The organism is Massilia sp. FBCC-B171 (genome assembly GCF_059134155.1).
This window is the reverse complement of record NZ_CP101443.1, coordinates 1,856,502-1,880,276: the sequence shown is the minus strand read 5'-3', so window position 1 is coordinate 1,880,276 and position 23,775 is coordinate 1,856,502. Positions and strand designations below refer to the sequence as shown.

23 protein-coding genes, 1 tRNA gene and 1 pseudogene are annotated in these 23,775 nt (G+C 58.4%); 6 read left to right on the top strand and 19 right to left on the bottom strand.

Going from position 1 to position 23,775, the window contains the following annotated elements:
* Positions 1-10: 10 nt before the first annotated feature.
* The 8 genes from NMB41_RS08545 to NMB41_RS08510 form a co-directional block, all read right to left on the bottom strand.
* Positions 11-1,264 carry an NADH-quinone oxidoreductase subunit D gene (locus NMB41_RS08545; protein WP_494382036.1) on the bottom strand — a complete coding sequence of 418 codons (1,254 nt, stop codon included), beginning with the start codon at positions 1,262-1,264 and terminating at the stop codon, positions 11-13.
* Positions 1,264-1,857, bottom strand: coding sequence for an NADH-quinone oxidoreductase subunit C (locus tag NMB41_RS08540; RefSeq protein ID WP_494382035.1), 594 nt, complete (start codon positions 1,855-1,857; stop codon positions 1,264-1,266). The genes NMB41_RS08545 and NMB41_RS08540 overlap by 1 nt, the downstream gene beginning before the upstream one ends.
* Before the next feature lie 16 nt (positions 1,858-1,873).
* Positions 1,874-2,353: a NuoB/complex I 20 kDa subunit family protein gene (locus tag NMB41_RS08535; protein ID WP_056333529.1), complete on the bottom strand. Its 480-nt coding sequence runs from the start codon at positions 2,351-2,353 to the stop codon at positions 1,874-1,876.
* Positions 2,354-2,356: 3 nt separating this feature from the next.
* Positions 2,357-2,716, bottom strand: a complete 360-nt coding sequence (locus NMB41_RS08530) for an NADH-quinone oxidoreductase subunit A (protein ID WP_379725033.1) — start codon at positions 2,714-2,716, stop codon at positions 2,357-2,359.
* A gap of 177 nt (positions 2,717-2,893) precedes the next feature.
* Positions 2,894-2,978, bottom strand: a tRNA-Leu gene (locus NMB41_RS08525).
* Between the two features lie 267 nt (positions 2,979-3,245).
* Positions 3,246-3,698 carry a preprotein translocase subunit SecG gene (gene secG / locus NMB41_RS08520; protein WP_494382034.1) on the bottom strand — a complete coding sequence of 151 codons (453 nt, stop codon included), beginning with the start codon at positions 3,696-3,698 and terminating at the stop codon, positions 3,246-3,248.
* A 55-nt stretch (positions 3,699-3,753) separates the two neighbouring features.
* Positions 3,754-4,500, bottom strand: a complete 747-nt coding sequence (gene tpiA, locus NMB41_RS08515) for a triose-phosphate isomerase (RefSeq protein ID WP_494382033.1) — start codon at positions 4,498-4,500, stop codon at positions 3,754-3,756.
* 280 nt (positions 4,501-4,780) lie between these two features.
* On the bottom strand, positions 4,781-5,761 hold the full coding sequence (locus NMB41_RS08510) for an NAD(P)H-quinone oxidoreductase (protein ID WP_494382032.1): 981 nt from the start codon (positions 5,759-5,761) through the stop codon (positions 4,781-4,783).
* Positions 5,762-6,031: 270 nt separating this feature from the next.
* On the opposite strand from NMB41_RS08510, the gene NMB41_RS08505 reads away from it, so the two are divergent.
* The gene (locus NMB41_RS08505; protein WP_494382031.1) at positions 6,032-7,384 is read left to right on the top strand and encodes an SGNH/GDSL hydrolase family protein; all 1,353 of its coding nucleotides are present in this window, start codon (positions 6,032-6,034) and stop codon (positions 7,382-7,384) included.
* 190 nt (positions 7,385-7,574) lie between these two features.
* Positions 7,575-8,327 (top strand): PEP-CTERM sorting domain-containing protein, encoded by a 753-nt coding sequence (locus tag NMB41_RS08500; protein ID WP_494382030.1) that lies wholly within the window; start codon positions 7,575-7,577, stop codon positions 8,325-8,327.
* 28 nt (positions 8,328-8,355) lie between these two features.
* Here the strand turns inward: NMB41_RS08500 and NMB41_RS08495 are convergent, their stop codons facing one another.
* The 3 genes from NMB41_RS08495 to NMB41_RS08485 all read right to left on the bottom strand — a co-directional run bounded on the left by NMB41_RS08495 (position 8,356) and on the right by NMB41_RS08485 (position 12,580).
* Positions 8,356-10,236 (bottom strand): M16 family metallopeptidase, encoded by a 1,881-nt coding sequence (locus NMB41_RS08495; protein ID WP_494382029.1) that lies wholly within the window; start codon positions 10,234-10,236, stop codon positions 8,356-8,358.
* A gap of 3 nt (positions 10,237-10,239) precedes the next feature.
* Positions 10,240-11,196 (bottom strand): M16 family metallopeptidase, encoded by a 957-nt coding sequence (locus NMB41_RS08490; RefSeq protein ID WP_494382028.1) that lies wholly within the window; start codon positions 11,194-11,196, stop codon positions 10,240-10,242.
* A 233-nt stretch (positions 11,197-11,429) separates the two neighbouring features.
* A protein-coding gene (locus NMB41_RS08485) for an IS3 family transposase (RefSeq protein ID WP_494381430.1) occupies positions 11,430-12,580 on the bottom strand; the annotation gives its coding sequence in 2 pieces (ribosomal slippage) (positions 11,430-12,337 and positions 12,337-12,580; 1,152 coding nt in all).
* Positions 12,581-13,062: 482 nt separating this feature from the next.
* Here NMB41_RS08485 and NMB41_RS08480 point away from each other — a divergent pair.
* The 3 genes and pseudogenes from NMB41_RS08480 to NMB41_RS08470 all read left to right on the top strand — a co-directional run bounded on the left by NMB41_RS08480 (position 13,063) and on the right by NMB41_RS08470 (position 15,594).
* Positions 13,063-14,706 (top strand): ATP-dependent nuclease, encoded by a 1,644-nt coding sequence (locus NMB41_RS08480; protein ID WP_494382027.1) that lies wholly within the window; start codon positions 13,063-13,065, stop codon positions 14,704-14,706.
* Positions 14,707-15,068: 362 nt separating this feature from the next.
* Positions 15,069-15,218, top strand: a pseudogene (locus tag NMB41_RS08475) (LysR family transcriptional regulator); the annotation flags it as partial.
* A gap of 154 nt (positions 15,219-15,372) precedes the next feature.
* A complete protein-coding gene (locus tag NMB41_RS08470) occupies positions 15,373-15,594 on the top strand; it encodes a LysR substrate-binding domain-containing protein (RefSeq protein WP_494382026.1) in 222 nt (73 codons plus the stop codon).
* 543 nt (positions 15,595-16,137) lie between these two features.
* Here NMB41_RS08470 and NMB41_RS08465 read toward each other — a convergent pair.
* The 6 genes from NMB41_RS08465 to NMB41_RS08440 form a co-directional block, all read right to left on the bottom strand.
* Positions 16,138-17,298: an IS30 family transposase gene (locus NMB41_RS08465; RefSeq protein ID WP_494379472.1), complete on the bottom strand. Its 1,161-nt coding sequence runs from the start codon at positions 17,296-17,298 to the stop codon at positions 16,138-16,140.
* An 89-nt stretch (positions 17,299-17,387) separates the two neighbouring features.
* Positions 17,388-18,116, bottom strand: a complete 729-nt coding sequence (locus NMB41_RS08460; protein WP_494382025.1) for an HNH endonuclease — start codon at positions 18,114-18,116, stop codon at positions 17,388-17,390.
* A gap of 18 nt (positions 18,117-18,134) precedes the next feature.
* Positions 18,135-18,467, bottom strand: a complete 333-nt coding sequence (locus NMB41_RS08455) for a hypothetical protein (protein ID WP_494382024.1) — start codon at positions 18,465-18,467, stop codon at positions 18,135-18,137.
* Positions 18,468-18,770: 303 nt separating this feature from the next.
* On the bottom strand, positions 18,771-20,042 hold the full coding sequence (locus tag NMB41_RS08450) for a hypothetical protein (protein WP_494382023.1): 1,272 nt from the start codon (positions 20,040-20,042) through the stop codon (positions 18,771-18,773).
* A gap of 174 nt (positions 20,043-20,216) precedes the next feature.
* Complete coding sequence (locus NMB41_RS08445) at positions 20,217-20,642, bottom strand: DUF4265 domain-containing protein (RefSeq protein ID WP_494382022.1); 426 nt, start codon at positions 20,640-20,642, stop codon at positions 20,217-20,219.
* 107 nt (positions 20,643-20,749) lie between these two features.
* Complete coding sequence (locus tag NMB41_RS08440; RefSeq protein ID WP_494382021.1) at positions 20,750-21,016, bottom strand: hypothetical protein; 267 nt, start codon at positions 21,014-21,016, stop codon at positions 20,750-20,752.
* A 312-nt stretch (positions 21,017-21,328) separates the two neighbouring features.
* On the opposite strand from NMB41_RS08440, the gene budC reads away from it, so the two are divergent.
* Positions 21,329-22,090, top strand: a complete 762-nt coding sequence (gene budC / locus NMB41_RS08435; protein WP_494382020.1) for a meso-2,3-butanediol dehydrogenase — start codon at positions 21,329-21,331, stop codon at positions 22,088-22,090.
* A 15-nt stretch (positions 22,091-22,105) separates the two neighbouring features.
* Here the strand turns inward: budC and NMB41_RS08430 are convergent, their stop codons facing one another.
* Positions 22,106-22,714, bottom strand: coding sequence for a tetratricopeptide repeat protein (locus NMB41_RS08430; RefSeq protein ID WP_494382019.1), 609 nt, complete (start codon positions 22,712-22,714; stop codon positions 22,106-22,108).
* A 52-nt stretch (positions 22,715-22,766) separates the two neighbouring features.
* A complete protein-coding gene (locus tag NMB41_RS08425) occupies positions 22,767-23,534 on the bottom strand; it encodes a GIN domain-containing protein (RefSeq protein WP_494382018.1) in 768 nt (255 codons plus the stop codon).
* Between the last annotated feature and the right edge of the window lie 241 nt (positions 23,535-23,775).

Below are 23,775 nucleotides of genomic sequence, written 5' to 3'. Positions count from 1 at the left end.
GCCTTTGAACTTATCGATCAATACTGCCGAAAACGATGTCTTGCGTACCGATGATCGTGACGGCGTCGGCGATCATGTGTCCACGTGCCATCTCGTCCAGGCTCTGCAGGTGTGCATAGTCGGGCGTGCGGATTTTCAGGCGGTACGGCTTGTTGGCGCCGTCGGAAACGATATAAATGCCGAACTCGCCCTTCGGGTGTTCGACCGCGGCATACGCCTCGCCCGGCGGGACGTGGAAGCCTTCGGTGAACAGCTTGAAGTGGTGAATCAGCGATTCCATGTTCGACTTCATCTCTTCGCGCGCAGGCGGGACGATCTTGTGGTTATCGATCATCACCGGACCCTGGTTCACGCGCAGCCAGGTGATGCACTGCTTGATGATGCGGTTCGACTGGCGCATTTCTTCCATGCGGACCAGGTAGCGGTCGTAGGAGTCGCCAGTCTTGCCGACCGGGATGTCGAAGTCGAGCTTGTCGTACACGGCATACGGCTGCGTCTTGCGCAGATCCCAGGCCACGCCCGAACCGCGCAGCATGGCGCCGGTGAAGCCCATGGCTTTTGCGTCTTCTGGCGACACCACGCCGATGCCGACCGTACGCTGCTTCCAGATACGGTTATCGGTCAGCAGGGTTTCGTATTCGTCGACATAGCCGTCGAAACGCTTGGTAAACGCCTCGATGAAGTCCAGCACCGAACCCTGGCGGTCTTCGTTCAGGGCGTCGATCGCTTTTTTCGAGCGGATGATCGATTCCTTGTGCTGCGGCATGCGGTCAGGCAGGTCGCGGTAGACCCCGCCCGGGCGGTAGTAGGCTGCGTGCATGCGCGCGCCCGACACGGCTTCATAGACGTCGAACAGGTCTTCGCGGTCGCGGAAGGCATACAGGAAAGGACCCATCGCACCGATGTCGAGCGCGTGCGCGCCCAGCCACATCAGGTGGTTCAGTAAACGGGTGATCTCGTCGAACATGACGCGGATGTACTGCGCGCGGATCGGCGCTTCGACGCCGAGCAGCTTTTCCACGGCCAGCACGTAACCGTGCTCGTTGCACATCATCGACACGTAGTCGAGGCGGTCCATGTAAGGCACCGACTGCAGATAGGTGCGCGTTTCGCACAGCTTCTCGGTGCCGCGGTGCAGCAGGCCGATATGCGGGTCGGCGCGCTGGATCACTTCACCGTCCAGTTCAAGGACCAAACGCAGCACGCCGTGCGCTGCCGGGTGCTGCGGACCAAAGTTCAGGGTGTAATTCTTAAGCTCAGCCATTATTTCATCCCGTAGGTTTCTTCGCGGATCACGCGCGGAATGTTTTCACGCGGCTCGATCGTCACGGGTTGGTAGATCACGCGCTTCTGCTCGGGGTCGTAGCGCATTTCGACATAGCCCGAAATCGGGAAGTCCTTGCGGAACGGGTGGCCGATGAAGCCGTAGTCGGTCAGGATGCGGCGCAGGTCGCCGTGACCGTCGAACAGGATGCCGTACAGGTCGAACGCTTCGCGCTCGTACCAGTTGGCGGCGCGCCAGATCGGGGTAATCGATTCCACGATCGGCATCTCGTCGTCGGGTGCGAAGGTGCGCACGCGCACGCGCCAGTTGTTCGCCAGCGACAGCAGGTGGACGACGACCGCGTAACGCGCGCCATCCCAGGTGCCTTCGCCGTACTGCGAGTAGTCGACGCCGCACAGGTCGATCATTTCTTCGAATGCGAGCGCAGGATCGTCGCGCAGGGTCTGCATCGCCTGGATGTAATCGGCGGACTTGACCACCACGGTCACTTCGCCGAGCGCGGCCGAAATGACAGCGCCCTCGCCCAGGGCTTTTTCCAGGGCGAGTTGGAGGACTTCGAGTTTTGTCGTCATGGTGTTTCCGGCAGTATTAACGCGCGATGGTGTTGGTGCGCTTGATCTTGTTCTGCAGCTGCATGATGCCGTACAGCAGGGCTTCCGCCGTCGGCGGGCAGCCCGGCACGTACACGTCGACCGGCACGATACGGTCGCAGCCGCGCACCACCGAGTACGAGTAGTGGTAGTAGCCGCCGCCGTTGGCGCAGGAGCCCATCGAGATGACCCAGCGCGGCTCTGCCATCTGGTCATAGACCTTGCGCAGTGCCGGCGCCATCTTGTTGCACAGCGTGCCGGCGACGATCATCACGTCGGACTGGCGTGGCGATGGACGGAACACAATGCCGAAGCGGTCGAGGTCATAGCGGGCTGCGCCCACATGCATCATCTCGACCGCGCAACAGGCAAGGCCGAACGTCATCGGGAACATCGACCCGGTGCGTGCCCAGTTGATCAGCTTATCGGCTGTGGTGGTAATGAAACCTTCGTTTAAGACGCCTTCATGAATAGCCATGGCTTATTCCCAATCAAGGGCACCTTTCTTCCAGATGTACCAGAACCCAACGACGAACTCGGCGATAAACACCATCATCGTGACGAAGCCGGCCCAGCCCAGTTCACGCATGGAGACGCCCCATGGGAAGAAGAATGCCGTTTCCAGATCAAACAAAATAAAGAGAATCGCGACCAGATAGTACCGGACGTCGAATTTCATGCGCGCGTCTTCAAAAGCTTCGAAGCCGCATTCGTAAGGGGAGAGTTTTGCTGCATCGGGACGTTGCGGTCCGAGCAGATACCCGAGCACCTGGGGTGCTACGCCGACACCGACGCCAATCAGGATAAAGAGAAGAACGGGGAAGTAATTTTCGAGGTTCACGATGGAGCCTATATTGAACGATCGCGTTAATGAAACCACTGCATGCCTGCAGCGCCGTATCGCGCAATCCTGGCTTCGTACCTACCACCAGGACCGTACGACTGATCCTCGTAAAAAAGCCAGCTTGGGCATGAGAGCAATCGCTCGTTTGCCCTTGCTGGCTTTTTCTTTATATCTTGGTGCCGACGGCGAGACTCGAACTCGCACAGCTTGCGCCACTACCCCCTCAAGATAGCGTGTCTACCAATTTCACCACGTCGGCTGGAGACCAGTATTCTACCCTGCTTTAGCACCTTTTTTCAATGCTCAAATTGATGCATCGCAAGGAAAAACAGGGAATTTCTCAAACTTTCTTGCGCCGAGCCGAGGAAAGCACGGCACAAGAGGCTTGTGAGCCTGACAAACGCCCTGGTGGAGACGCTGCAGGATGCTGCGAGGTACTGCTGAGCGGAGGGACCTAGGATGGGCGGCTTTGCCGCCCATGCGTTCAACGCACGTATGCGCGTCGAATCGCCGCCCTCCTCTCCTGTTACTTCTGCGGAGCCGGGGCCGGAGCCACTGGTGCCGCTGGTGCAACAGGCACGGTCGCCGCAGGGGCAGCCGGTACGTCGGCTGCCGGCGCGGTCGGCACGCCCGCGGTCGGCGCAGGTGCGTCGGCAGGGGTGGTGGTGGTGGCAGGCACGCCACTCGCAGGTGCCGCCATGCGTTCCATCACGCCGCCGCTTGGGGCCTTGCCGGGCGTACGGTTGCTGCCCATGTAGGCCAGCGCCAGGGTCGAGGCGAAGAAGATGGCGGCCGCGAAGGCGGTCGACTTCGACAGGAAGTTCGACGAACCGCTGGCGCCGAACAGGCTGCCCGAGGCGCCGGAACCGAAGGCGGCGCCCATGTCGGCACCCTTACCGTGCTGCAGCAGCACTAGGGCAATGATTGCCAGCGCGGAGATGACCTGCACGACAACAACAAGATTGAACATCACGCTCATTACAATTCCATTCCAAGTTTAACTACGTTGCAAATGCTGAATTCTGAATCTTCAATTACGCGGCGTTGATAATCGCCAGGAAGTCCGCCGCCTTGAGCGCCGCACCGCCGATCAGGCCGCCGTCGATGTCGGCTTGCTGCATCAGTTCGACCGCGTTGTCCGGCTTCATGCTGCCGCCGTACAGGATCGCGACCTTCTCGGCCGCTTGCGCGCTGCGCTCGCGCAGCTGGCTGCGCAATTGTGCATGCACTTCCTGCGCCATCGCTGGCGTTGCCGTCTTGCCGGTACCGATCGCCCAGACGGGTTCGTAGGCGACCACGATACGCGCAACAAACGCTTCGTCAAGCAGTTCCAGCACGGCAGACATTTGTTTGCCGACTACAACATTTGTTTGTCCCGCTTCGCGCTGCTCGAGCGTTTCGCCCACGCACACGATCGGGGTCAGGCCGGCGTTCAAGGCCGCCAGCGCCTTCTGCGCCACCTGGCTGTCCGTCTCGCCATGGTAGGCGCGGCGCTCCGAGTGGCCGACGATCACGTAGCGGCAGCCGAATTCGGCCAGCATCGCGGCCGAGACTTCGCCCGTGTAGGCGCCGCTGGCGTGGCTGGAAACATCCTGCGCGCCCCAGGCCAGGGCCGTTCCGGCCAGCGCATCGGCGCATTGCTGCAGGTAAGGCGCCGGCACGCACACGGCGGCGTTCGCCTTGCCATTGCCGAGTCCGTCGACAATGCCAGAGAGCAGCGTCGCGTTATTCGCGCGGCTGCCATTCATCTTCCAGTTACCTACAACGAGTTTGGGACGCATATTACCCCACAGTCAAATAACCCGCTATTCTAGCTGCCGTTCAGGGGTCGGTCAAACAATGGCTGAGCGGGCGTGTTGAAAAGACGTCAATGGAATTGGGCCGAAGAATCATGGTGCGGGCCGGATTCGACGCCTGCTGAACGCGTGGGCGGGAGACCCGCCCACCCTACGTCCTATGCACCCGTTATCGTTCGATCTCGATAACCCGTCTGATCTGACCCGTAGGGTGGGCGGGTCTCCCGCCCACGCGTCCAACCAGCTCCAGCAAAGCCGCGCAGGTTTACACTACCTTCAACACAATTTTTCCCACATGCGTGCTGCTTTCCATCAGCGCATGCGCCGCCGCCGCCTCGTCCAGCGGGAAGGTTTTATAAATCACCGGCTTGACCTTGCCCGCTTCCAGCAGCGGCCACACCTTCTCGCGCAGATTGCGTGCGATCGCGCCCTTGAAGGCCACCGGACGCGGGCGCAGCGTCGAGCCGCTGATCGTCAAGCGCCGGCGCAGCACCTGCGCCAGATCCACATTTGCCTTGGCGCCGCCGAGCAAGGCGATCAGCGCGATGCGCCCATCGTCGGCCAGGCAATCGATCTCGCGCGCCACGTAGTCGCCGGCCACCATGTCCAGCACCACGTCGACACCGCGCCCGCCGGTGAGTTCCTTCACCACCGCGACAAAATCCTCGTCCCGGTAATTGATACCGCGCTCGGCGCCCAGCTCTTCGCAGGCGCGGCATTTGTCTTCGCTGCCGGCGGTGGCGAACACGCGGTGTCCCATGGCCGTGGCCAGCTGGATCGCGGTGACGCCAATGCCCGAGGTGCCGCCCTGCACCAGCAGGGTCTCGCCTTCGGACAATTGCGCGCGATCGAACACATTGGTCCAGACGGTGAAGAAGGTTTCCGGCAGCGAGGCCGCTTCCACCATCGAGAGGCCGGCCGGCACCGGCAGGCACTGCGCGACGGGCGCGGCGCAGTATTCGGCATAACCGCCGCCCTGCACCAGCGCGCAGACCATGTCGCCTTTCTTGAAACCGCTGCCCTCCAGGTCGCCGTCGACGATCTCGCCCGCCACTTCCAGGCCCGGCAGGTCGGAGGCGCCCGGCGGCACCGGATAGTGGCCCAGGCGCTGCAGCACGTCGGGCCGGTTGATGCCCGCCGCGTGCACCCGGATCAGCACTTCGCCGGCTTTGAGTTCAGGCATCGGCCGTTCGCACGGCTTGAGCACCTCGGGTTTGCCCGGCTGGGTGATTTCGATTGCGCGCATGGGTAGGCCTCCGCTTGAGAAAACAACAATTGTACGTCAGCGCCCGATGCCGCGTTGCCTGCTGAATTGTTGCTCGAAAGCGAATGTATTCCCTATTGCTGTGCTCAAACGCAAACAAATTCTTCAATGCATCAGCTAACTGCGGAACTTTAGAGCTCGCACAACGATCTCGTCCGTAGCCACCTTGTCCGCCCTATTCCCGCCGCATAGATTGGAGGACGCCGGCTCAGCAGTCGAGCCGCCCCGACCAATCACCGAAGGAGCACGATCATGCCTTTGTCGCCTGCTACCCTGTCCGGCTTCGCCCGCCGCACCCTTGCCGCCTTCGCGCGCCCCCTGCCTGCCAACCGGCCGCGCCGCGGCCTGCTGCTGGGCGCCGCCGCGCTCGCGTTCGCCCTCGCCCTGCCCGGCCAGCCGGCCGGCGCCCAGGACTGGACCACCGAGCGCTGGACCGGCACCTGGGGCACCGCCCCGGCCGGCCCGCCGCTGGCGGCCAACCTGCAGACCTTCACCGACCAGACCTTGCGCCTGATCGTCCACACCAGCATCGGCGGCAACCGCGTGCGCATCCGCGTGTCCAACGAATTCGGCGCCACGCCGCTACGCATCGGCGCCGCCCGCATCGGCATCCGCGCCGCCGGCTCGGACGTCGCGCCCGGCACCAACCAGGTCCTCACCTTCAGCGGCAGCACCTCGATCACGATCCCGCCAGGCGCCCCGGTGCTGTCCGACCCGGTCGAACTGAACGTGCCGGCCCTGAGCGACCTCGCGATCAGCCTTTACCTGCCCGGCACGGTGCAGGCCACCACGATCCACAACACCGGCCTGCAAACGAATTATGTGTCGCTGGCGGGCGACCTCACGGCCGCCGCCACGCTGCCGGTCCAGCGCACCCTCACCGCCTGGCCCTTCCTGACCGAAGTGGACGTCGACAGCGCCGGTCCGGCGATCGTGGCCCTGGGCGACTCGATCACCGACGGCACGCGCAGCACGGTCGACACCAACAACCGCTGGCCCGACTGGCTGGCGCGGCGCCTGCAAACGGTGCGCGACCCCATCCTCGGCATCAACGCCCGCCTCGGCGTCGTCAATCGCGGCATCAGCGGCAACCGCCTGGTGAGCGATTCGCCGAACCCGCTGGCCGGGCGCAGCATCCTCGAGCGTTTCGACCGCGACGTGCTGGCCACCGCCGGCGTGCGCTACATGACCCTGATGATCGGGATTAACGACATCGGCAACAGCCCGAACACGAACCCGATTGCAGCAAGCGAGCTGATCGCCGGCTACCGCCAGGTGATCGCGCGCGCCCATGCCAAGGGCATCGCCGTGTTCGGTGCGACCCTGACGCCGTTCGAGGGGGCCGGCTATTACTCGCCGGAGAAGGAAGTGGTGCGCCAGGCGGTGAACAGCTGGATCCGCAGCACGGACGAATTCGACGGCGTGATCGACTTCGACCTCGCCACGCGCGACCCGGCCCATCCGGCGCGCTTCCTGCCGGCCTATGACAGCGGCGACCATTTGCATCCGAACGATCTGGGCTACCAGGCGATGGGCAATGCGGTGCCGCTGGCGCTGTTCCGCTCGCCGGGCGCGGCGCTTCTCAAACCTGCATTGGCGAGATAGGACAGCTTGATGAGGGCTGACGGCAAAGGCCGCAACCAGGCCTTTGCCGTGTCGAGAAACTTTACATTCGGCCTGAGCCTTGCTGACCGTATTTACGCAACCCTTTGATTTTTCATAAAGTTTTCCTACGGGCACGTTTATTGCTGATACGTAATCGTTCTGATCATAAAACAACTATTTAGGGAATGTCATGAAAATCAAAGCACTAATCGCCTCCGCCATCGTCCTGCTCACCAGCGCCGCCGCCAATGCAGGCACCATCGCCTACGGCACCGGCGACCGTAACCCATGGGATCAGACGACCAACGATGCCGCCATGAACGCCGCTTTCGGTGCAGGCCAGTGGTCGAAAACCATGGGCTTTTCGACCGCGATATTCGCAGATGCCGACTTCGTTTTCCTCGACGGCAGCGACTCGAACGCGGACGCCTTCAGCAGCTTCCTCGCAGCCAATAACGATATCGTCACCAGCTACGTCAGCAATGGCGGCCGCCTGTTCCTGAATGCGGCGCCCAACCAGGGCGGTTCGTTTGACTTCGGCTTTGGCGTGCGCCTGACCTATCCAGGCTTCAGCAACTACGTGTCGGTGACCGAAGCGGGCATCGCCGCAGGGCTGACCCAGGGCGGCATCGCCACCGGGTACTCGGGCAACGCGTTCGGCCACGCCACCGTGAGTGGCGCCATCAGTGACCTGATCAACGATGGCAGCAATGGCATCGTATTTGGCGCCATGCAGTACGGTAAGGGTTTCGTTGCTTTCGGTGGCCAGACCACCGACAACTTCCACTCCCCGAACGCCGACGCGCGCACCCTGCTGGTCAACGAACTGCGCTATGTCGCCAGCGCCGAGACGAATGACGTCCCGGAACCGGCATCGCTGGCACTGATCGGCATGGGCCTGCTGGCCGCCGGCGCCGCCCGCCGCAAGGCAAGCGGCAAATAAGCCGCATGCCGGGCCGCCACGGCCCGGCTTACTTGCCGATCAATACCGGCTCGTCGAAACCCAGCTCCTTCATGCGCGGCAGCTGGGTTTTGGCGTCGCCCACCACCAGCCACACCATCTTCGACGGATCGAGGTATTTCTGCGACAAGGCCTGGATCTGCGGCAGCGTCATGGTCTTGACGATCTGCTCGCGCTCCTTGACATAGTCGGCGCGCCAGCCGTACTTGCTGATGTTATCGAGCATGCCCAGTTTGGCCGCCGAAGTCTCGAAGGCGCGCGCATTGCTCTTGACGAGGAAGTTACGGGTCGTTTCCAGGTCCGCCGCCGAATAGGTCGGCGCGTAATCGGCCAGGATCTGCTTCACCAGCTGGGTCGACTCGAGCGTCACGTTGCTGCGCACGCCGCTGGCGATGACGAAAGGCCCGGCGCTCTTGCTGCCCGAGAAATTCGAATTGATCCCGTAGGTATAGCCCTTCCCTTCCCGCAGTTGCTGGGTCAGGCGCGACGCGAAACCGCCGCCGCCAAGGATGTAGTTCATCACGACGGCCGGGTAGTAATCAGCGTCGGTGACCGCCAGCGCGCGATAGCCCACTTGCAGCACCGATTGCTTCGCATCCGGCACGTCGACAAAGTAGACGCGCGCCGGCGCCCGCTCCGCCGCGCTGGACGCCGCCGGCAGCGCCACTTCCTTCGCCTTCCAGTCGCGCGCCAGGCCCGCCAGGGAACCGGCGATGGCCGCTTTCGGCAAGGCGCCGACCACCTGCATGCGTGCGTTCGACGGCGTCAGGTTGGTCTTGTAGTACTGCTTCAGGTCGTCGATCGTGATTGCGTTCACGGTCTCGGAGGTGCCCAGGATGTTGCGCGAACGCAGATCGTCCTTGGCGTAGACCAGCTTGTTGAAATTGATGCTGGCCAGGGCGTTCGGATCGGCCTCCTGCTGGCGGATCTGGCTCAGCACGCTCTGCTTGATCAGGGCAAATTCCTTCTCGTCCCAGCGCGGCTGCAGCAGGATCTCCTGCACCAGGTCCAGGGTCGCACGGTAGTTGCGTGCCAGGGTGGTCACGCTGATGCGCACATCCTCGGTGCGCGCGGCCACGTTGATCGTCGCGCCCAGCTGCAGGATCGCCTCTTCCAGTTCCTGCGGGGTTTTGTTCGCGGTACCCTGCGTCATCATGCGCGCCATCAGGTTGGCCACGCCCACCTTGTCGAGTTGGTCCAGCAGCAGGCCGCCGTCGATCGCAATCTCGAACTGCACCAGCGGCACTTCCTTGTTCTCGATGCCGACCACGCGCATGCCGTTGGCGAGCGTTGCGTTCCACACCTGCGGCACCTTCACCTCCAGCGCTTTTCCGTACGCAGGCTCCTTGCTGCGATCGAAGGTCGATGGGGTCTTCACGTAGTCCGCATTCGCGCTCGGATCGACCGCGGTCTCGGCGCCCTGCACCACGCGTTCCTCGACCACTTCCGCCTTGTTTGAGCCGCTGAGCGCCAGCGCCAGCTTGCCTTTCGGGACGAAGCTGGTCGCGACGTAAGGCTTGCCCTTGATATAGGTGTTGTAGACGCGCCGTACGTCGGCGCTGGTGACGGCCAGCGTCTTGCGCACGCTCTCCTGCACATAGCCCGGATTGCCGGACAGGTAGTTGTATTCCGCGAGCAGCGCCGATTTGCCGAGCACGCTCGAGACCGAGTCGTAGAAGCGCGTCTCGAGGCCGGCCTTGATCCGGTTCAGGTCTTTCTCGGGTATGCCTTCCGCTTCGAACTTGGCGAAGGCCTTGTCGACCGCGCCGGCCACCTCGTCCAGTGGTTTGCCCTCGAAGGCGCGGATGCGCAGCATGAACTGGCCCGCGAGTTCCGAGGTCTGGTTGCCGATCTGGACGCTCGGCGCCAGCTTGCTGTCTTCGACCAGCACCTTTTAGAAGGGCGCGCGCTTGGTCTGGGACAGGTATTCGGCCAGCACTTCGAGCGCATACGAATCCGGATGCAGGTCCTCGACGGTCGGCCACGCCATGTTCAGCTCGGGCAGCTTGGCGAAATTGTCCTCATGCGCCAATTTGACGGTTTGCTTGACGACGCCGGGACGCTTGGCCATCGACGCGACCGGCGCGCCGCGCTTGATCTCGGAAAAATACTTCTCAACCCACTTGCGCGCCTGGACCGGATCGAAATCGCCGGCCAGCACCAGGGTCACGTTGTTCGGCACATACCACAGGCGGAAGAATTCCTTGACGTCGTCCAGCTGCGCATTCTGCAAGTCCTCGAGCGAACCGATGACCTGCCAGTTGTACGGGTGGTCCGCCGGATACAGGGCCTTGTTGATGACGTAGCGGGTGTGGCCGTAGGGCGCGTTGTCCACGCCCTGGCGCTTCTCGTTCTTGACGACCTGCTTCTCTTTGGCGAGAACGGGCTCGGTGACGGTGTTGATGAACCAGCCCAGTTTATCGGCTTCGGCCCAGATCATTTTCTCCAGCGCGTCCTTCGGCACCGTCTGCAGGTAATTGGTGCGATCCTGCGACGTCGACCCGTTGGCGCCCGAGCCGCCGATGCGCGCGCTCATCTTGTCGAGGCCGCCCTTGCCGAGGTTTTCGGACTCCAGGAACAGCAGATGTTCGAACAGGTGGGCAAAGCCCGTGCGCCCCGCCTTCTCCCTGCTCGATCCCACATGCGCCGTCAGGTTCACGGCCACGACAGGATCTGAGCGGTCGATGTGGAAGATCACCTCCAGGCCATTGGGCAGCGTGAACTTCTGGAAGTCCACTTTCAGCGCGGCCTTGGGCGCTGCTACTTTCTGCGTCGCGGCGGCCTGCGCCGGGATGGTAGCAGCCGCGCCGAGGCAGGCGGCCAGCAAGAGGGTCGGGCGAACAATCTTCATGCAATCACTTCCTCGCAATAGGGGGAACGGTTAGCGAACCCATCGGTGCGCCGGAGTTCCTGGATACTATTGCAATTTCCTGATTGCTACAACGTTGAAGCTGAATGCGCTGGGTAGACAACACCAGGCCGAAATGCTCGGTACGGCCGCTACCGGGCCATTGCAGACTTTCACCTATCAGGATTGACACATTTATTTAGGCAAATACCGACGGTTGAATCGCCACGAGTTTACTAGACACTCGCGAGCCGCTTGAAATACTGCTTTTCATACTCGACCGGCGACAAATTATTGCTGAAGCTGTGCCGGCGCTTCGGATTGTAAAACATCTCGATGTAATCGAAGACATCCGTCCTTGCATCTTGCCGGGTGCCGTAAGTTTTGCGTCGGATTCGCTCCCGTTTCAAGAGCTGGAAGAAGCTCTCGGCAACGGCGTTATCGTGACAGTTCCCGCGTCGGCTCATGCTTTGCTGCAGATTGTGCTGGTCCAGAAAGTCGCGCCAGTCGTAGCTGCTGAATTGGCTGCCCTGATCGGAATGTACCATCACCGTATTCTTGGGTTGCCGCCGCCAGAGCGCCATCAAGAGCGCATTCATCGCCAGCTCGCGATCGATGCGTGAACTCATCGACCAGCCGACCACCTGACGCGAAAACAGGTCCAGTACAACGGCCAGATAGAGCCAGCCCTCGTAGGTACGGATGTACGTAATGTCCGTCACCCAGACGCGGTTGGGTTCCTGCACGTCAAATTGACGCTGAAGATGATTGGGCGCCACCAGCGAAGGCGCACCGCCGCGCTTGTATTTGCGCTTGGCGTAGCCGGTTTGTGAACGAATCCCGGCCGACCTCATGAGTCGGTGGACACGATTGACGCCGCATTGTTCACCGAGCTCGCGCAGATCGTCGCTGACTTTGCGGTAGCCGTACACGCTGCCGCTTTCCAGCCAGGACTCCTTGATGGGAACCAGGAGGCGCTTGTCTTCTTTGGCTCGTTTGCTTTCAGGGTTAAGGCGCCAGGCATAGAAACCGCTCGGATGCACCTCAAGCACTTTGCACAGCCGGCGCACCGGGAATTGGTCCTGTAACTGAGCAATTAAGGTGTACCTTACCCGGACGTCTTGGCAAAGTACACCGCGGCCTTTTTCAATATGTCACGCTCCTCCGTAACGCGCTTGAGCTCGGCCTTCAGGCGCCGCATCTCGTCTGACTGAGCATCGACAGCCTTGCGCTCCGCCTCGGGCACGCCGTAGCGCTTTGTCCAGGCGTACAGGCTATGGATGCTGATCCCGAGCCGCGCCGCTACTTCGCTCGCCGGGTGACCGCCCTGCGCCACCTGCTTGACCGCTGCAATCTTGAATTCTTCTGTGTACCGCTTACCGCTCATATCTTCTCCTTGTGCCCGATATTATGGCTCAGGAGTGTCTACGATAGTCGTGGCGATTCAGTCTGGACCCTAAGCGGACGTTCGCCACAGATCAAAAGTAGCTAGGTTTAACAACTCTACGGTCCAGTTAGGCCCATGCAACTTTCGCATCCATGGGAAACCGCGCAGCCATGCCGAGCATATGCTTGCTGCCTTCGCGCGCACCGGCGTGGCCGGCACCTGGGGTTACACGGCCCAGAGGGTTTTGCCGTGCATATTATGCGCGTACATGGCCCCTCTTGGACTCCGTGCCTACGCACACATTTTTCCTTTGGGCAAGGTGGTATACTACGGCACTTGTCCAGCGATTACGATGCAGCATTGCCGTTGATAGCTAACCGTATTGTTGTCCTGGGAAGCGGAATTGTCTGTAACCTTGCGCCCCCAGTTCCCGCCCGAGCAGTCCCGCTTGACTTCGTTTATTTATACAGAGGACGTGATTTATGAAAGTTTTGATTGAACGATTCAAGAGCTTGCAGAATGTGCCATTGGACCTCGATGGTCTCACTTTGCTTGTCGGAGGAAACAATGCGGGAAAAAGCTCAGTGCTACAAGCGATTCAATTTGGCGTTTCGGTAGCGCAGACATCGACAATGCAAGGCGGTGCATGGGTCGATGGCCGTTTGGCTACCTCGATAGGTCAAAATGACCTCGTCTACTCACCGATCAAGGACGTTCTTTCTCTTGGACCGAACGGCAAGCTTCGTGAGCCGGAGGCAGAAGCAATCAACATTACATATACCGACGGCGAGATTTCCACCAAAGTAATTGTCCGAAAAGGGCGCAATAAAAACGTGAGTCTTCAGCTGATCGGTCAACCGTTGGGCGCACAACTTCAATCAATTGTAAGCCCATACAGCGCGTTGGTTACGGGGTTAGCGGGCATCCCTTCCGAAGAAGAGTTTGAGACGAAACTTGTTGTTCGTAAAGCGGCTGCAAAGGGCGACTCCAACGGGGTTTTTCGAAATATTCTATTGCAATTGAAATCGGATCAGGGCAAATGGCTGCGATTTCAAGAGCAAATTGGACGAATCTTTCCTGAGTACCAATTGGATGTTTCGTTCGATGCGGACGCGGACGAAATGATCCAGTGTAAAGTTGTACGTGATGGCGTGACTTACCCTATCGACGCCTGCGGAACCGGAGTCCTTCAGGCAATTCAGATATTCTCGTACATCAATCTCTTTGCTCCGAAAATTCTCCTGCTTGATGAACCCGACAGCCACCTTCATCCGAATAATCAGATACAGCTGGCGAACGAATTAATAAACGCATCGCAAGGTGGCTTGAACATTGTTATCTCAACGCATAGCCGGCATCTGGTCGAAGCGTTATGGGACAACGCGAGCTTAATTTGGCTAAAAAATGGCGAGATCCAACCCGATGTTGAAGACTATCAAGTCAAGGCGTTGTTAGAGATTGGGGCTCTGAACGTTGGCGAGCGGCTAGGGAATCCGCGCTTCATCGTCTTCACAGAAGACGAGGATCACGGAATACTGAAGATTTTTCTTGAGGCGAACGGGGTGGATTTGGATGAGTGCGACATAGTTTCCTATTCAGGCTGCACTCAACTTGCGACAGCCGCCGCACTAATCCGTCAACTTCGAGTTCGGCACCAGGCTGCAATTTTCATCCTTCACCGGGATCGAGATTTTCTGACCGAGGATGCTTTGCTTGCGTACCAAGCAAAGTTCGCCGCCCTAGATGTACGCTTTTTTATCCCCGCTGGAAATGACTTAGAGTCATATTTCATGACTGTGGAGCATTTAGCGCAAAGCAGTGATATCGACGTGGCAGAGGCCACCAATATCATAGAAACGGCCTTTGCTGCGCGCCGGGACGAGCTGATGAAAAAATACATAAACACACGTTGCGCCAACCTCAGGAGCGAGGGGCAGCAACCAAATGCTGGAGATATAGCTGTAGAGTGCGCTCGCTTGATGACCAGCGCATTTACCCGAGCCACTCATGGGAAGTTGCTCATGAAAGGGGTGCGCGATGTACTCCGCGACCGCGGAATTCCGGATCGAATTTTTTCGATTTCCCAGGCTTTGCGATCGCCAGAGCTTACTGCGCTGCTGGCATAGGACCAGCGTTCCCCTTTTGTGCAGTTAGTAGAGGACCGACGCCGAAACGCTACGCTTCTAACCTGATGAGAAAACTCGTTCCGCTCCGATTCAGCAGGCTGACATTGCAGAACTTCTTCCTGATGCTAGCCTGGGGGGAAGGTCGATGCGAGCTACTTCCTCCTAACTGTTGTCTTCATCGCCAAAGTCGATTCCGTAAGGCTCTCTCGGTAAGCGCCTTATCCAGAATCACTTGCCAAGGCCGGACCAAGTTCGGCTCGGTGGGCCATGCGTACCGAAACATCCCCTGAAGCCATGCCTCCTTTTTCATTGGAAGCTCTTCTCCTATCCACTCCCTGTGGTCGGCTAGGCCATGGATTTCAATGCAACGCATTGCCGTGCGGAGATCGTGCTTAAGTTGCTTAGGAATCCGCGGCGGGGAGCTAAACGACTCGCGTCTGATGTCACGGCGGGTGGGCGCGTATCGGCTTCCTTTGGTGGCCACGCTCGGCTACTTGGCCGCGCGCGGCGAACCGACCACGCCCTCCGATCTGGGGCAGCATGCGTGCCTGCACTACCGGTATCCCAGTACCGGCAAATTGGCACCTTGGCCAGTTCGACAGTCCCGCACCGTTGCGCGCGAACTAGCGTTGCCAAATGACAGTGGTCGTCAGCGACCTCGATTAATTGCGCTACCTAGCGCAGGGCGGCCGGGGTATAACCTGCGTAACGGATTTTTTGATCAAGGAGGCGCTTGCGACGGGCGCGTTGAGTACGGTCGTTGTCCGGCACATGAGGCAGACAACTGCATTCTGGATACTGTGGTCTAGCAGCAAACAAATGACGCCAAAAGTCCGCGTTTTTGTTGACTTTGTGGTTGAACATTTTAAGGAGGAACTTCTGGCTTGAATTGCTACTAATGCAAGTACGACCGGGTAAAGTGCGAACCCGATCGGTTTCGAATGCAAGCCGTAAATCCGAGGGACCGCTTTTGGCCGAACCCGGCCGTTCGGCCCAGCATATCAGGTTGCCAGTATGAAAAGTAGTGAGCAGTGCGACAGGCCGCAACCGACCCGAAGCCGCCGTTAATACGCTCATCCGTGGTAATCCCTAGCATGGTCGGCAGGTGGCTTTTGAACATCGGAATATCGTCGCGGCACAGATAGATTGCAAGGAAGGCACCTAAAAGAGGCACGAACAGTAGCAGCGCGGTCTGCGCCCAAAACTGGTTTCTTTCGTAGAGCTCCGACGTGTACACCTTGCGCACGGCATAAGCGTCCAGGCACAGTGTCGCCGTGCCTAGGAGCAGAAGAAGCCACGCTGTCGAAGTCATATGATTCAGCTGCTCCTCTAATGCCGGATTCTGGCCGAATCCGGCCGGTCAGGTCAACGGGGCATGTTGCCAAAGCGAAATCCACGGTCCGTCGTGACTGGCTGCAAACGACCTTGGATTCAACCGGTCGACGCAACAAGTTGGCTGAATCGTTCAGCGGGTGTTTGGTATTCTAAAGTCTTCCTTGGCCGTTCGTTCAATTTGCGGGCTACCTCGTTAAGCTGGGCCTGCGAGTACTCGGAGATATCGATGCCTTTGGGGAAATACTGGCGCAGCAGTCCGTTGGTATTTTCATTGCTACCACGCTGCCAAGGGCTGTGCGGATCGCAAAAGTAGACATCGATGTCGGTTGCCATCGTAAAGCGTTTGTGGTCGGCCATCTCCTTGCCACGATCCCAAGTCAGTGATTGATAGAGCTCTTGGGGTAGCTGACGAGCGTTATCAATCAATGCGTTGATTACTGTTTCGGTATCTTTGCTCGCGACTTTTACCAGCATCACGTAACGAGTATGGCGCTCGACGAGGGTGGCGATCTGGCTGTTTCGGTCTCCAAACATCAGGTCTCCTTCCCAATGGCCCGGTACAGCTCGGTCCTCCACCATGGCAGGGCGTTCGCTGATCGATACCGTATCCCTGATCCTGCCGTGGTTATCTTTCTTTTGCGTATGATGACGCGATCGGCGCATGACCCGGGTTCGCCGAAGATGCTCCAGCAGCTCCTTCTTCAGCGCACCACGGGCTTGAATGAAGAGGCTGCGATAAATCGTTTCATGCGACACCTGGTAATCCTCGTTGCCTGGAAACGTATGCTTGAGCCACCCGGCAATTTGCTCTGGCGACCACTGTAGTTGGAGTTTACTAGCCACAACGCGCGCCAACACGGGATTGTCCACCAACTTGCAGCACTTGGGACGATGGGCTCGCTTCCAGGCAGCGGCGTCGGCACAACCAGCTCGATAGCTCGTCTTGCCACCATTGCGACTGATCTCGCGGCTGATAGTAGAAGGTGCTCGTCCAAGTGATTGAGCAATCCGACGGATGGGTTGACCAGTGGCTAGCGAGCGCGATATTTCTTCCCGCTCAGCCAAGGTCAAAGCCAATCTTGAGCGCTGCCTTTGTGCAGGCCGGATGCCGCCAGACTCGGCAAGAATTCGCTGTATCGACGAGTGGTTTCGATCGAACAGCTGGGCAATTTGCTGAAGTGATTCACCCTTCTTCCAGCGCTCCCACATGAGCGCCTTCTGGGCTTCCGTATAATAAATCCTCGGTTTTTGCTTCATCTGCAACACTCCTTCTGCTTACGCAGAGTTTAGTGTGTTGCGTCGACCGGTTGAATCCAAGACTCAAAGCTGTCATTCGTGAATGACACCTACAAAGTCCATGGGACATGGCGAATTGCTGAAGTGTTGTCGTTTCTGTTTCCCTTTTTAAGATTACACTTATCACATAAAACCTGCAGATTTGTAGGGTCATTGGTTCCATGGGCGCTAATAGGGATGATATGATCGATATGAATTTTTTTTCCTATGGCTATAACACCAGTTAAATCGCAGAGACACATTGCGCATCGTCCCCGTTCTCTATTAAAAAGAGCGTCTTCTAACCACGATGGCCAGTAATTCACTCTGGAATATACTTCATTGCTTAGCGAAGCCACCAAGCGACTAAATTCCCTCATCAACTCCCTGTTTTCAAATAATATACAAAAGGCATCATGTGCTAACATTCTAAAAGCAGGCACCGCTATTTGGTACAATTTATAATTGCTGTCTCGTCCTGTATAAGGAATTTCTTCATATTTTATATTGTACTCATTCAAGAGGCCATAAACCGTTGGGGGGTAGTGCTCCTCCCCCTTCCTTGCGCCATAATGATACTCGGCTGAAAGATAGCTTTCAGTAAACTTATGAAGAAGCGTATATTTGGAAGGCTTAGATGCTTTCGAAATAAAATCGCCATCGATAGGAAGTGCCTCACTCAAAGAAATTATGTCTGAAGAATTCCCACTCTTTTTAAGATATGTCCCAGAAATTCGATCTTGGACCCCTGCAGCTTCATCGATCGCCAAACTGGGAAAATTCCCATCTACAAAAGGCATAACGACCTCCCTTAGATATTAATAATTACTTAGCAATATAGCGGCCTTTATGTGGCCGAGCTTCATCGCCCTCAGGACGTCGATCAAGCCTGGAACCTTTTGAAGGTTGAGGATGGTCTCTGCGAGATCGATGACGCGCGTCCGATGCAAAGATTCGTCCCCAGCGGCGGCTTCGAGATTGCGGAAGAAGGGGGATCGCTCGTCGCTGGCTAGCACGTGGTGCTCAACCCAGTCGTTGCCAAAAGTCGAGGTCAGGGTCCTCACTGCCAAGGTGTAGACGTGGTTCGCCCACGATTCATTAGGCAGTGCCTCACGTACCTCCTGCGCGTACTGGTAGACCTGTTCAATCATTGAAGGCGGCTGCGGTGCTGTCATGTAATTTACATATGAAAGATTGTAAGAAGATCTTCGTCGACGCCAGCTTTTTCCGAAATCTGGTAGAGATAACTTGCTTGGCTATTCATAATGTCCGCTTCTGGCCGAGCAGTCTAACACTGGGCGGCAGCTACCGCCCCGGAGCGGCCACTAGGCGCCAGTCGCTCATGCGCGTCATGCGGACAAGCACGCACAAGGCGTCAACCCAAAACGGAGCAGAGACCGTGGAGTTCAGCGAAGCGTTTCAGACTAACTGCGAGGCTTACCCGGCACTACCAATCAAATATTTACAAACTCACTTAAGTCCGCATCTACGAGTTGTTGATCGAACTGGTCCGCATCCAGTTTTCCTGCTTCCCTTAATTTTTGCAAGAGCGGACGGAATTGATGGCTACCCTGTATTTGACTATTCGCCGCTGCGCCCGTGATTAGTAGCCTCACTTGATCAGCACTTATCTCACTAGCATAGAAAGCAATATGCTTCCCCCAGTTGTTTGCGGATTCAAAAGATCCGGCTCGGAGATAATTCCCCACGATGACGTCGCCAATATGCGGCGGAAAATCAAAGAAGAGAGAGGACTCCAGCTCTTTTATTGTAATCCTGCGAAGCCTCGCCATTGCGCTCCGGGCCAGAGGTGCAAACCGAAGTAGAAATGGAATTGTCTCAATCTCGGACGAAGGAAGCTGATCTACAAACGCCACGAGCTTTTGATGTAAGTCCTCGTCCATATATTCCCAACAACCTGGGTCGTCCTCCAAAAGTTCAATCTGGTACTGAAGTTTGTCGTCACTAGCCCTTCGGCAGATTTCTGAAAGAGATGATCCCAACGTCGTCGAACACTCAATAGGATGCATCTCTTGAAGAGCGCCTAGCGCTGCGATTAGCTGTTTTCGCCGCGTGTAATTTCGCGCTTCCAGCAACATCGCTTTTAGCAGAACTACAACTAAATTTCTTATTAACGATGCCCTTGGTCTGCTGAGCGGACCAGGCGCGAAAGCAATCCTTGCCTCTGTTTTGGTTGTCGGAAAATAGGGAGAATCGATTTCGGAGAGAATACGCGCCAAGGCATATTTGCCTTGAACTGGAGGATGTTGAAGCAGATGGGTGACTGCGGAGTGGATGTGCAGCCGAGCAAGCTCAGCAGGCGGCCGATACGCAAGACCATCTGAAGTTAATGAAGGGTGAGCACAGCGATTTCGGTCGGCCTGAAGACGTTCAAGATCAACATATTCAATTGGCGACAATAGTTCGAATTTATCTTTGGCCAATTGTAGTAGTTCGCGCTCGAACTTCAGTGCCCCTGAAAGGTCGTCCTTACGTCTGATCTCGTCAACTTGGTCCACGTATACTTCGGCGGCCTTATCTCCCGCTAGTGACAATTCCCGTAATTTTCCAATGACGTCGAAGCATACCGCAATCCATGATGCCACAATGGCAGAGCGAAATGCACCTGCACGATAAGCGGCCACAGCTTCGCTGATGTACTCTCGGGCGCGATGATCCCTGCAACGGAGAGTGAGTTCGTCAAGATCTTCCAAAGGTGACGCCAAGATAACCTCCTAATAATTTCCTGCTGGTGTCCTAGCTACGACGCGCAGACTTAGCAAGACTAGCCGCAACTCGTAATGAGTTTTGCGCAGTGCTAATCGTCCGCTTCTGGCCGATTGCGGACCTATTGTAGCGTCCGCTTACGATCCAAAGCGGACCAAGAGGCCTGCATTTGATCAGTGTCGCCAGACAGGAAAGGCCATCGCAAAACCGAGCTCTTGGAGCATGTCCATCATTGTGTTGACTTCGTGAGCATCGACCGATGCAGGAACATCAACTGCATAGTGTTTGAACTGAGAGAAAACTTCGATACTGAGGCCCAGATCTACTAGCTCATCTTTGTACGGCTCAAGTTCAAGCCCCTCTTGTTCAGCAATCCAGACTAGCGAATGTCCTGATGGTTCTACGGTAGTGAACTCGAAAACACAGCCGTTGACTGCGTCTGGCTCGGCAGAAAATTTATCGCCAAGCGCGAGACCCTTAATAAAAAAGGGAGCGTTTTTAAGTTCGTAAATCGAGCCTGTTTTTTCACACCAAACATGTTCGGTAGCTACGGGCGGCCATCCATCGTCGACATCTAACGCAAAAGCTACCTTTTCCACTTTCCCTCCAAAATCTGACCTGTGTACTGACGACGAACTTCCGCTTCTGGCCGCTTGCAGACCTATTGTAGTGCCCGCTTCCGACCCTTCAGCAGCCGTTAGTACGCTCATCCGTGATAATCGACGTTACTGCAGGTCCCGTCTATATCCCTGGCGTGGCCGGCAGGTGGTTTTTGAAACAGCGCAATATTGTCGCGGCACAGACAGAGTGCAAGGAAGGCGCCTAAAAGAGGCACGAAAAGTATCAGCGCGGTCTGCGCCCAAAACTGTTTTTTTTCGTAGAGTTCCGACATGTACACCTTGCGCACGGCATAAGCGTCCAGGCACAGCAGCGCCGTGCCTGCGACCAGAAGAAGCCACGCTGTCGAAGTCATATGATTCACCTGCTCCTCTAGTGCCCGATTCCCGCCGATACCAGACGGTCGGAATGGCTCAGTGTACGAGGGCCTAACTTCCAGAGCAAGTAAGACGTTTTAATTGGCGTTCCAAGCCGCAAACCAGGCTGAGCGGCAAAGACAAGACGCGAAAAATGGTCCCTGAGCACTGAAAATCGAGATTTGTGCGGCTGTGATACCGTCGTCATCGCATTCTCCGCCCCCGCTATCAGGCTCCATTTGCACAAGCACTTCACTGTCGCTTCCGCCTTTTACGCCGGCAAATCCATCGCTCAACTTGAAAGGAATACGATGAACCATTTCAAAGAAAAAACCGTACTCGTCACAGGCGCCGCGTCCGGCATCGGCCTGGCGGCCGCGCGCCGGTTCCTCGATGAAGGCGCCAATGTCGTCATGTTCGACATCGACGGTGCCAGTCTCAACAAAGCCGCCGCCGGACTTCCACAGGACCGTGTTCTCATGCAGGTGGGCGACACCGCCGACAAGGAAACCGCGGCCGCCGCGGTCAAGGCGGCCATCGACCGCTTTGGCGCGCTGCATGTCCTGGTCAACAACGCCGGCGTGGCGACCGAGGGCGACATCATGCAGACCAGCGAAGAAGACTTCGCGCGCGTCATGGCGGTTAATGTGACCGGTTACTTCCACATGGCCAAGGCGGCGATGCCCGAACTCGTGAAGGTACGCGGTTCGATCGTCATGACCTCCTCCGTGTCGGGGCTGGGAGGCGACTGGAACACGTTCGCCTATAACACGTCGAAGGGCGCTGTCAGCAACATGGTGCGCGCGATGGCGCTGGATGCGGGAAAGGACGGCGTGCGGGTGAACGCCGTCAATCCAAGCTTCACGGACACCGGCATGACCCAGGACATGCTGAAGGACGCCGAACTGGTCGCCAAGTTCAAGGAACGCATGCCGCTCGGCGCGCCCGAGGATCCGGAGGGCGTCGCTGCAGTGATGGCCTTCCTGGCGAGCGAGGATGCGCGCCTTGTCACTGGCGTCAACCTGCCGGTGGATGCGGGTGTGACGGCATCGAACGGGCAGCCGCCAATGTAGTCACGGCGGCGCGGTTCACCCTCCCCCCGTCTTCGACTGCGTCGGCAAGGGCGTGCCCACCTTCCAGGTGCGCGACAGCGCCTGCGCTTCCTCGATCTGCTCCTGCGTCATGGTCTTGGCGATCGCCGCGCGCTGGCCAACCGCATTGTGGTTGCCGCCCGCTGCCGCCAGGTTGAACAGGATGTAAGCGATCACCGGATCGCCCGGCACGCCGGCCACGTGGTAGCGGTACATCAGGCCGAGCGCGTGCTGGGCTTCGCCGTGGCCCTGCTCGGCCGCCTTGCGAAACCACGTGACGGCATGCTTCTGGTCTTGCGGCACGGCGTTGCCGGTGTAGTACATGGCGCCGACCACGTACTGCGCGTCGGCCTTGCCCTGCTGGGCGGCCTTCAGGTGCCATTGCAAGGCCTGCTTGTAGTCGCGCGCAACGCCGCGGCCCATGTAATACATCAAGCCCAGCAAGTGCTGGGCATCGGCATGGCCGGCGCGTGCCAGCGGCGCGATCTCTCGCATCGCCTGCGCATAGTTGCGCGCGTTGTACGCGCTTGCCCCCTCGGGGAAGCCCGCCTGCGCCAGCCCGGTCAGGCCGAGGGCAAGCAGGATCGCTACGGTAATTTTTTTCATTGTCTCAGTGCGTGGATCGGTCTCTCGCCTACCTCGTTATCGCCCGGTGCCTTTACTTCCAGCTGACCTTGCCCAGTCCCTCGACGCTCACCCGGCGGTTCAGCGGCTTGCCGTAGACTGTGACCGAACCCATGCCCGACAGGTTCAGGTTGGCGCTCTGGTGCGCGGTGACCGTCGCATTGCCCAGACCCGACAGTTCGAGCGTGACCGAATCGGCCACGAACTGCTGCGCGTCCAGCCCGCCCAGGCCGCCCAGCTCGGCGTTCAGGGTCTTGCTGCGCCCGGCCAGCGTCACATAGCCCGCGCCCTGCAGGTCGAGGTTGATGCGCTCGCTGTTCATGCCTGCCAGCCGCATGCTGCCCACCCCGCCCAGCGTGGCGCTGATGATGCGGAAATCCGCGTTCACGGTCATCGAGCCGGCGCCGTCGAGCGACAGTTCCAGTTCGTCGCCCTTGAAGCCGGTAATCTCGGTCATGCCGACGCTTTCGGAACTGACTTCGCGCAGGTTCGGCAGCACGATCTCTGCACGCACGCCGTTCTTGCGCGCCACGCGCATCTCGTGGTTCTCGGTGCCGATCACGATCGTGTCGCCGCTTTGCAGGGTCGTCATCTTCGCGATCGAGCGTGGGTCGCCATTGAGCACCAGCGAGGCCGGACTGCCCTGGCGGACCCGCAGGTCGACCACGCCATCGATCTTGATGCGCATCACGCGCGCGTCCAGCGGGCGGGTTTCGGTGGTGATGTCGGGCGCGGCCGATGCCAGGCGCATCAGCGCCAGCAGTCCGAGGGCCGCGAGGCCGAACTTCAAAAATTTGCTCATCTGCTTCTCCGTTGCTATTCGTGTTTTGTTGGCAATGCTGCTAAGAGCCTATTCCTGTAGGCTCTAGGTGCGGCAATTATTAACCAATTTGACAATGTAGCCACTATAACGGCCTCCTTCCTGCCAGCTGCCGGGATTGCGACAGACTGCAGATTTGCGGGACCAGACGACAAATCGGCACCGCCGTTGCCTTGCTTAACCTCAACATACATACGCAAAATAATTACTTTCTAACATGACC

Excerpts from the sequence above, each read along its gene's own strand:
- NMB41_RS08440 (WP_494382021.1), bottom strand. The coding sequence starts at position 21,016 with ATGACTTCGACAGCGTGGCTTCTTCTGGTCGCAGGCACGGCGCTGCTG.
- NMB41_RS08510 (WP_494382032.1), bottom strand. The coding sequence starts at position 5,761 with ATGCGCGCAATCGAAATCACCCAGCCGGGCAAACCCGAGGTGCTCAAG.
- NMB41_RS08505 (WP_494382031.1), top strand. The coding sequence starts at position 6,032 with ATGCCTTTGTCGCCTGCTACCCTGTCCGGCTTCGCCCGCCGCACCCTT.
- NMB41_RS08455 (WP_494382024.1), bottom strand. The coding sequence starts at position 18,467 with ATGATTGAACAGGTCTACCAGTACGCGCAGGAGGTACGTGAGGCACTG.
- NMB41_RS08500 (WP_494382030.1), top strand. The coding sequence starts at position 7,575 with ATGAAAATCAAAGCACTAATCGCCTCCGCCATCGTCCTGCTCACCAGC.
- secG (WP_494382034.1), bottom strand. The coding sequence starts at position 3,698 with ATGAGCGTGATGTTCAATCTTGTTGTTGTCGTGCAGGTCATCTCCGCG.
- NMB41_RS08540 (WP_494382035.1), bottom strand. The coding sequence starts at position 1,857 with ATGACGACAAAACTCGAAGTCCTCCAACTCGCCCTGGAAAAAGCCCTG.
- NMB41_RS08465 (WP_494379472.1), bottom strand. The coding sequence starts at position 17,298 with ATGAAGCAAAAACCGAGGATTTATTATACGGAAGCCCAGAAGGCGCTC.
- NMB41_RS08460 (WP_494382025.1), bottom strand. The coding sequence starts at position 18,116 with ATGCCTTTTGTAGATGGGAATTTTCCCAGTTTGGCGATCGATGAAGCT.
- budC (WP_494382020.1), top strand. The coding sequence starts at position 21,329 with ATGAACCATTTCAAAGAAAAAACCGTACTCGTCACAGGCGCCGCGTCC.
- NMB41_RS08490 (WP_494382028.1), bottom strand. The coding sequence starts at position 11,196 with ATGAAGATTGTTCGCCCGACCCTCTTGCTGGCCGCCTGCCTCGGCGCG.
- NMB41_RS08430 (WP_494382019.1), bottom strand. The coding sequence starts at position 22,714 with ATGAAAAAAATTACCGTAGCGATCCTGCTTGCCCTCGGCCTGACCGGG.
- NMB41_RS08425 (WP_494382018.1), bottom strand. The coding sequence starts at position 23,534 with ATGAGCAAATTTTTGAAGTTCGGCCTCGCGGCCCTCGGACTGCTGGCG.
- NMB41_RS08480 (WP_494382027.1), top strand. The coding sequence starts at position 13,063 with ATGAAAGTTTTGATTGAACGATTCAAGAGCTTGCAGAATGTGCCATTG.
- tpiA (WP_494382033.1), bottom strand. The coding sequence starts at position 4,500 with ATGCGTCCCAAACTCGTTGTAGGTAACTGGAAGATGAATGGCAGCCGC.
- NMB41_RS08535 (WP_056333529.1), bottom strand. The coding sequence starts at position 2,353 with ATGGCTATTCATGAAGGCGTCTTAAACGAAGGTTTCATTACCACCACA.
- NMB41_RS08545 (WP_494382036.1), bottom strand. The coding sequence starts at position 1,264 with ATGGCTGAGCTTAAGAATTACACCCTGAACTTTGGTCCGCAGCACCCG.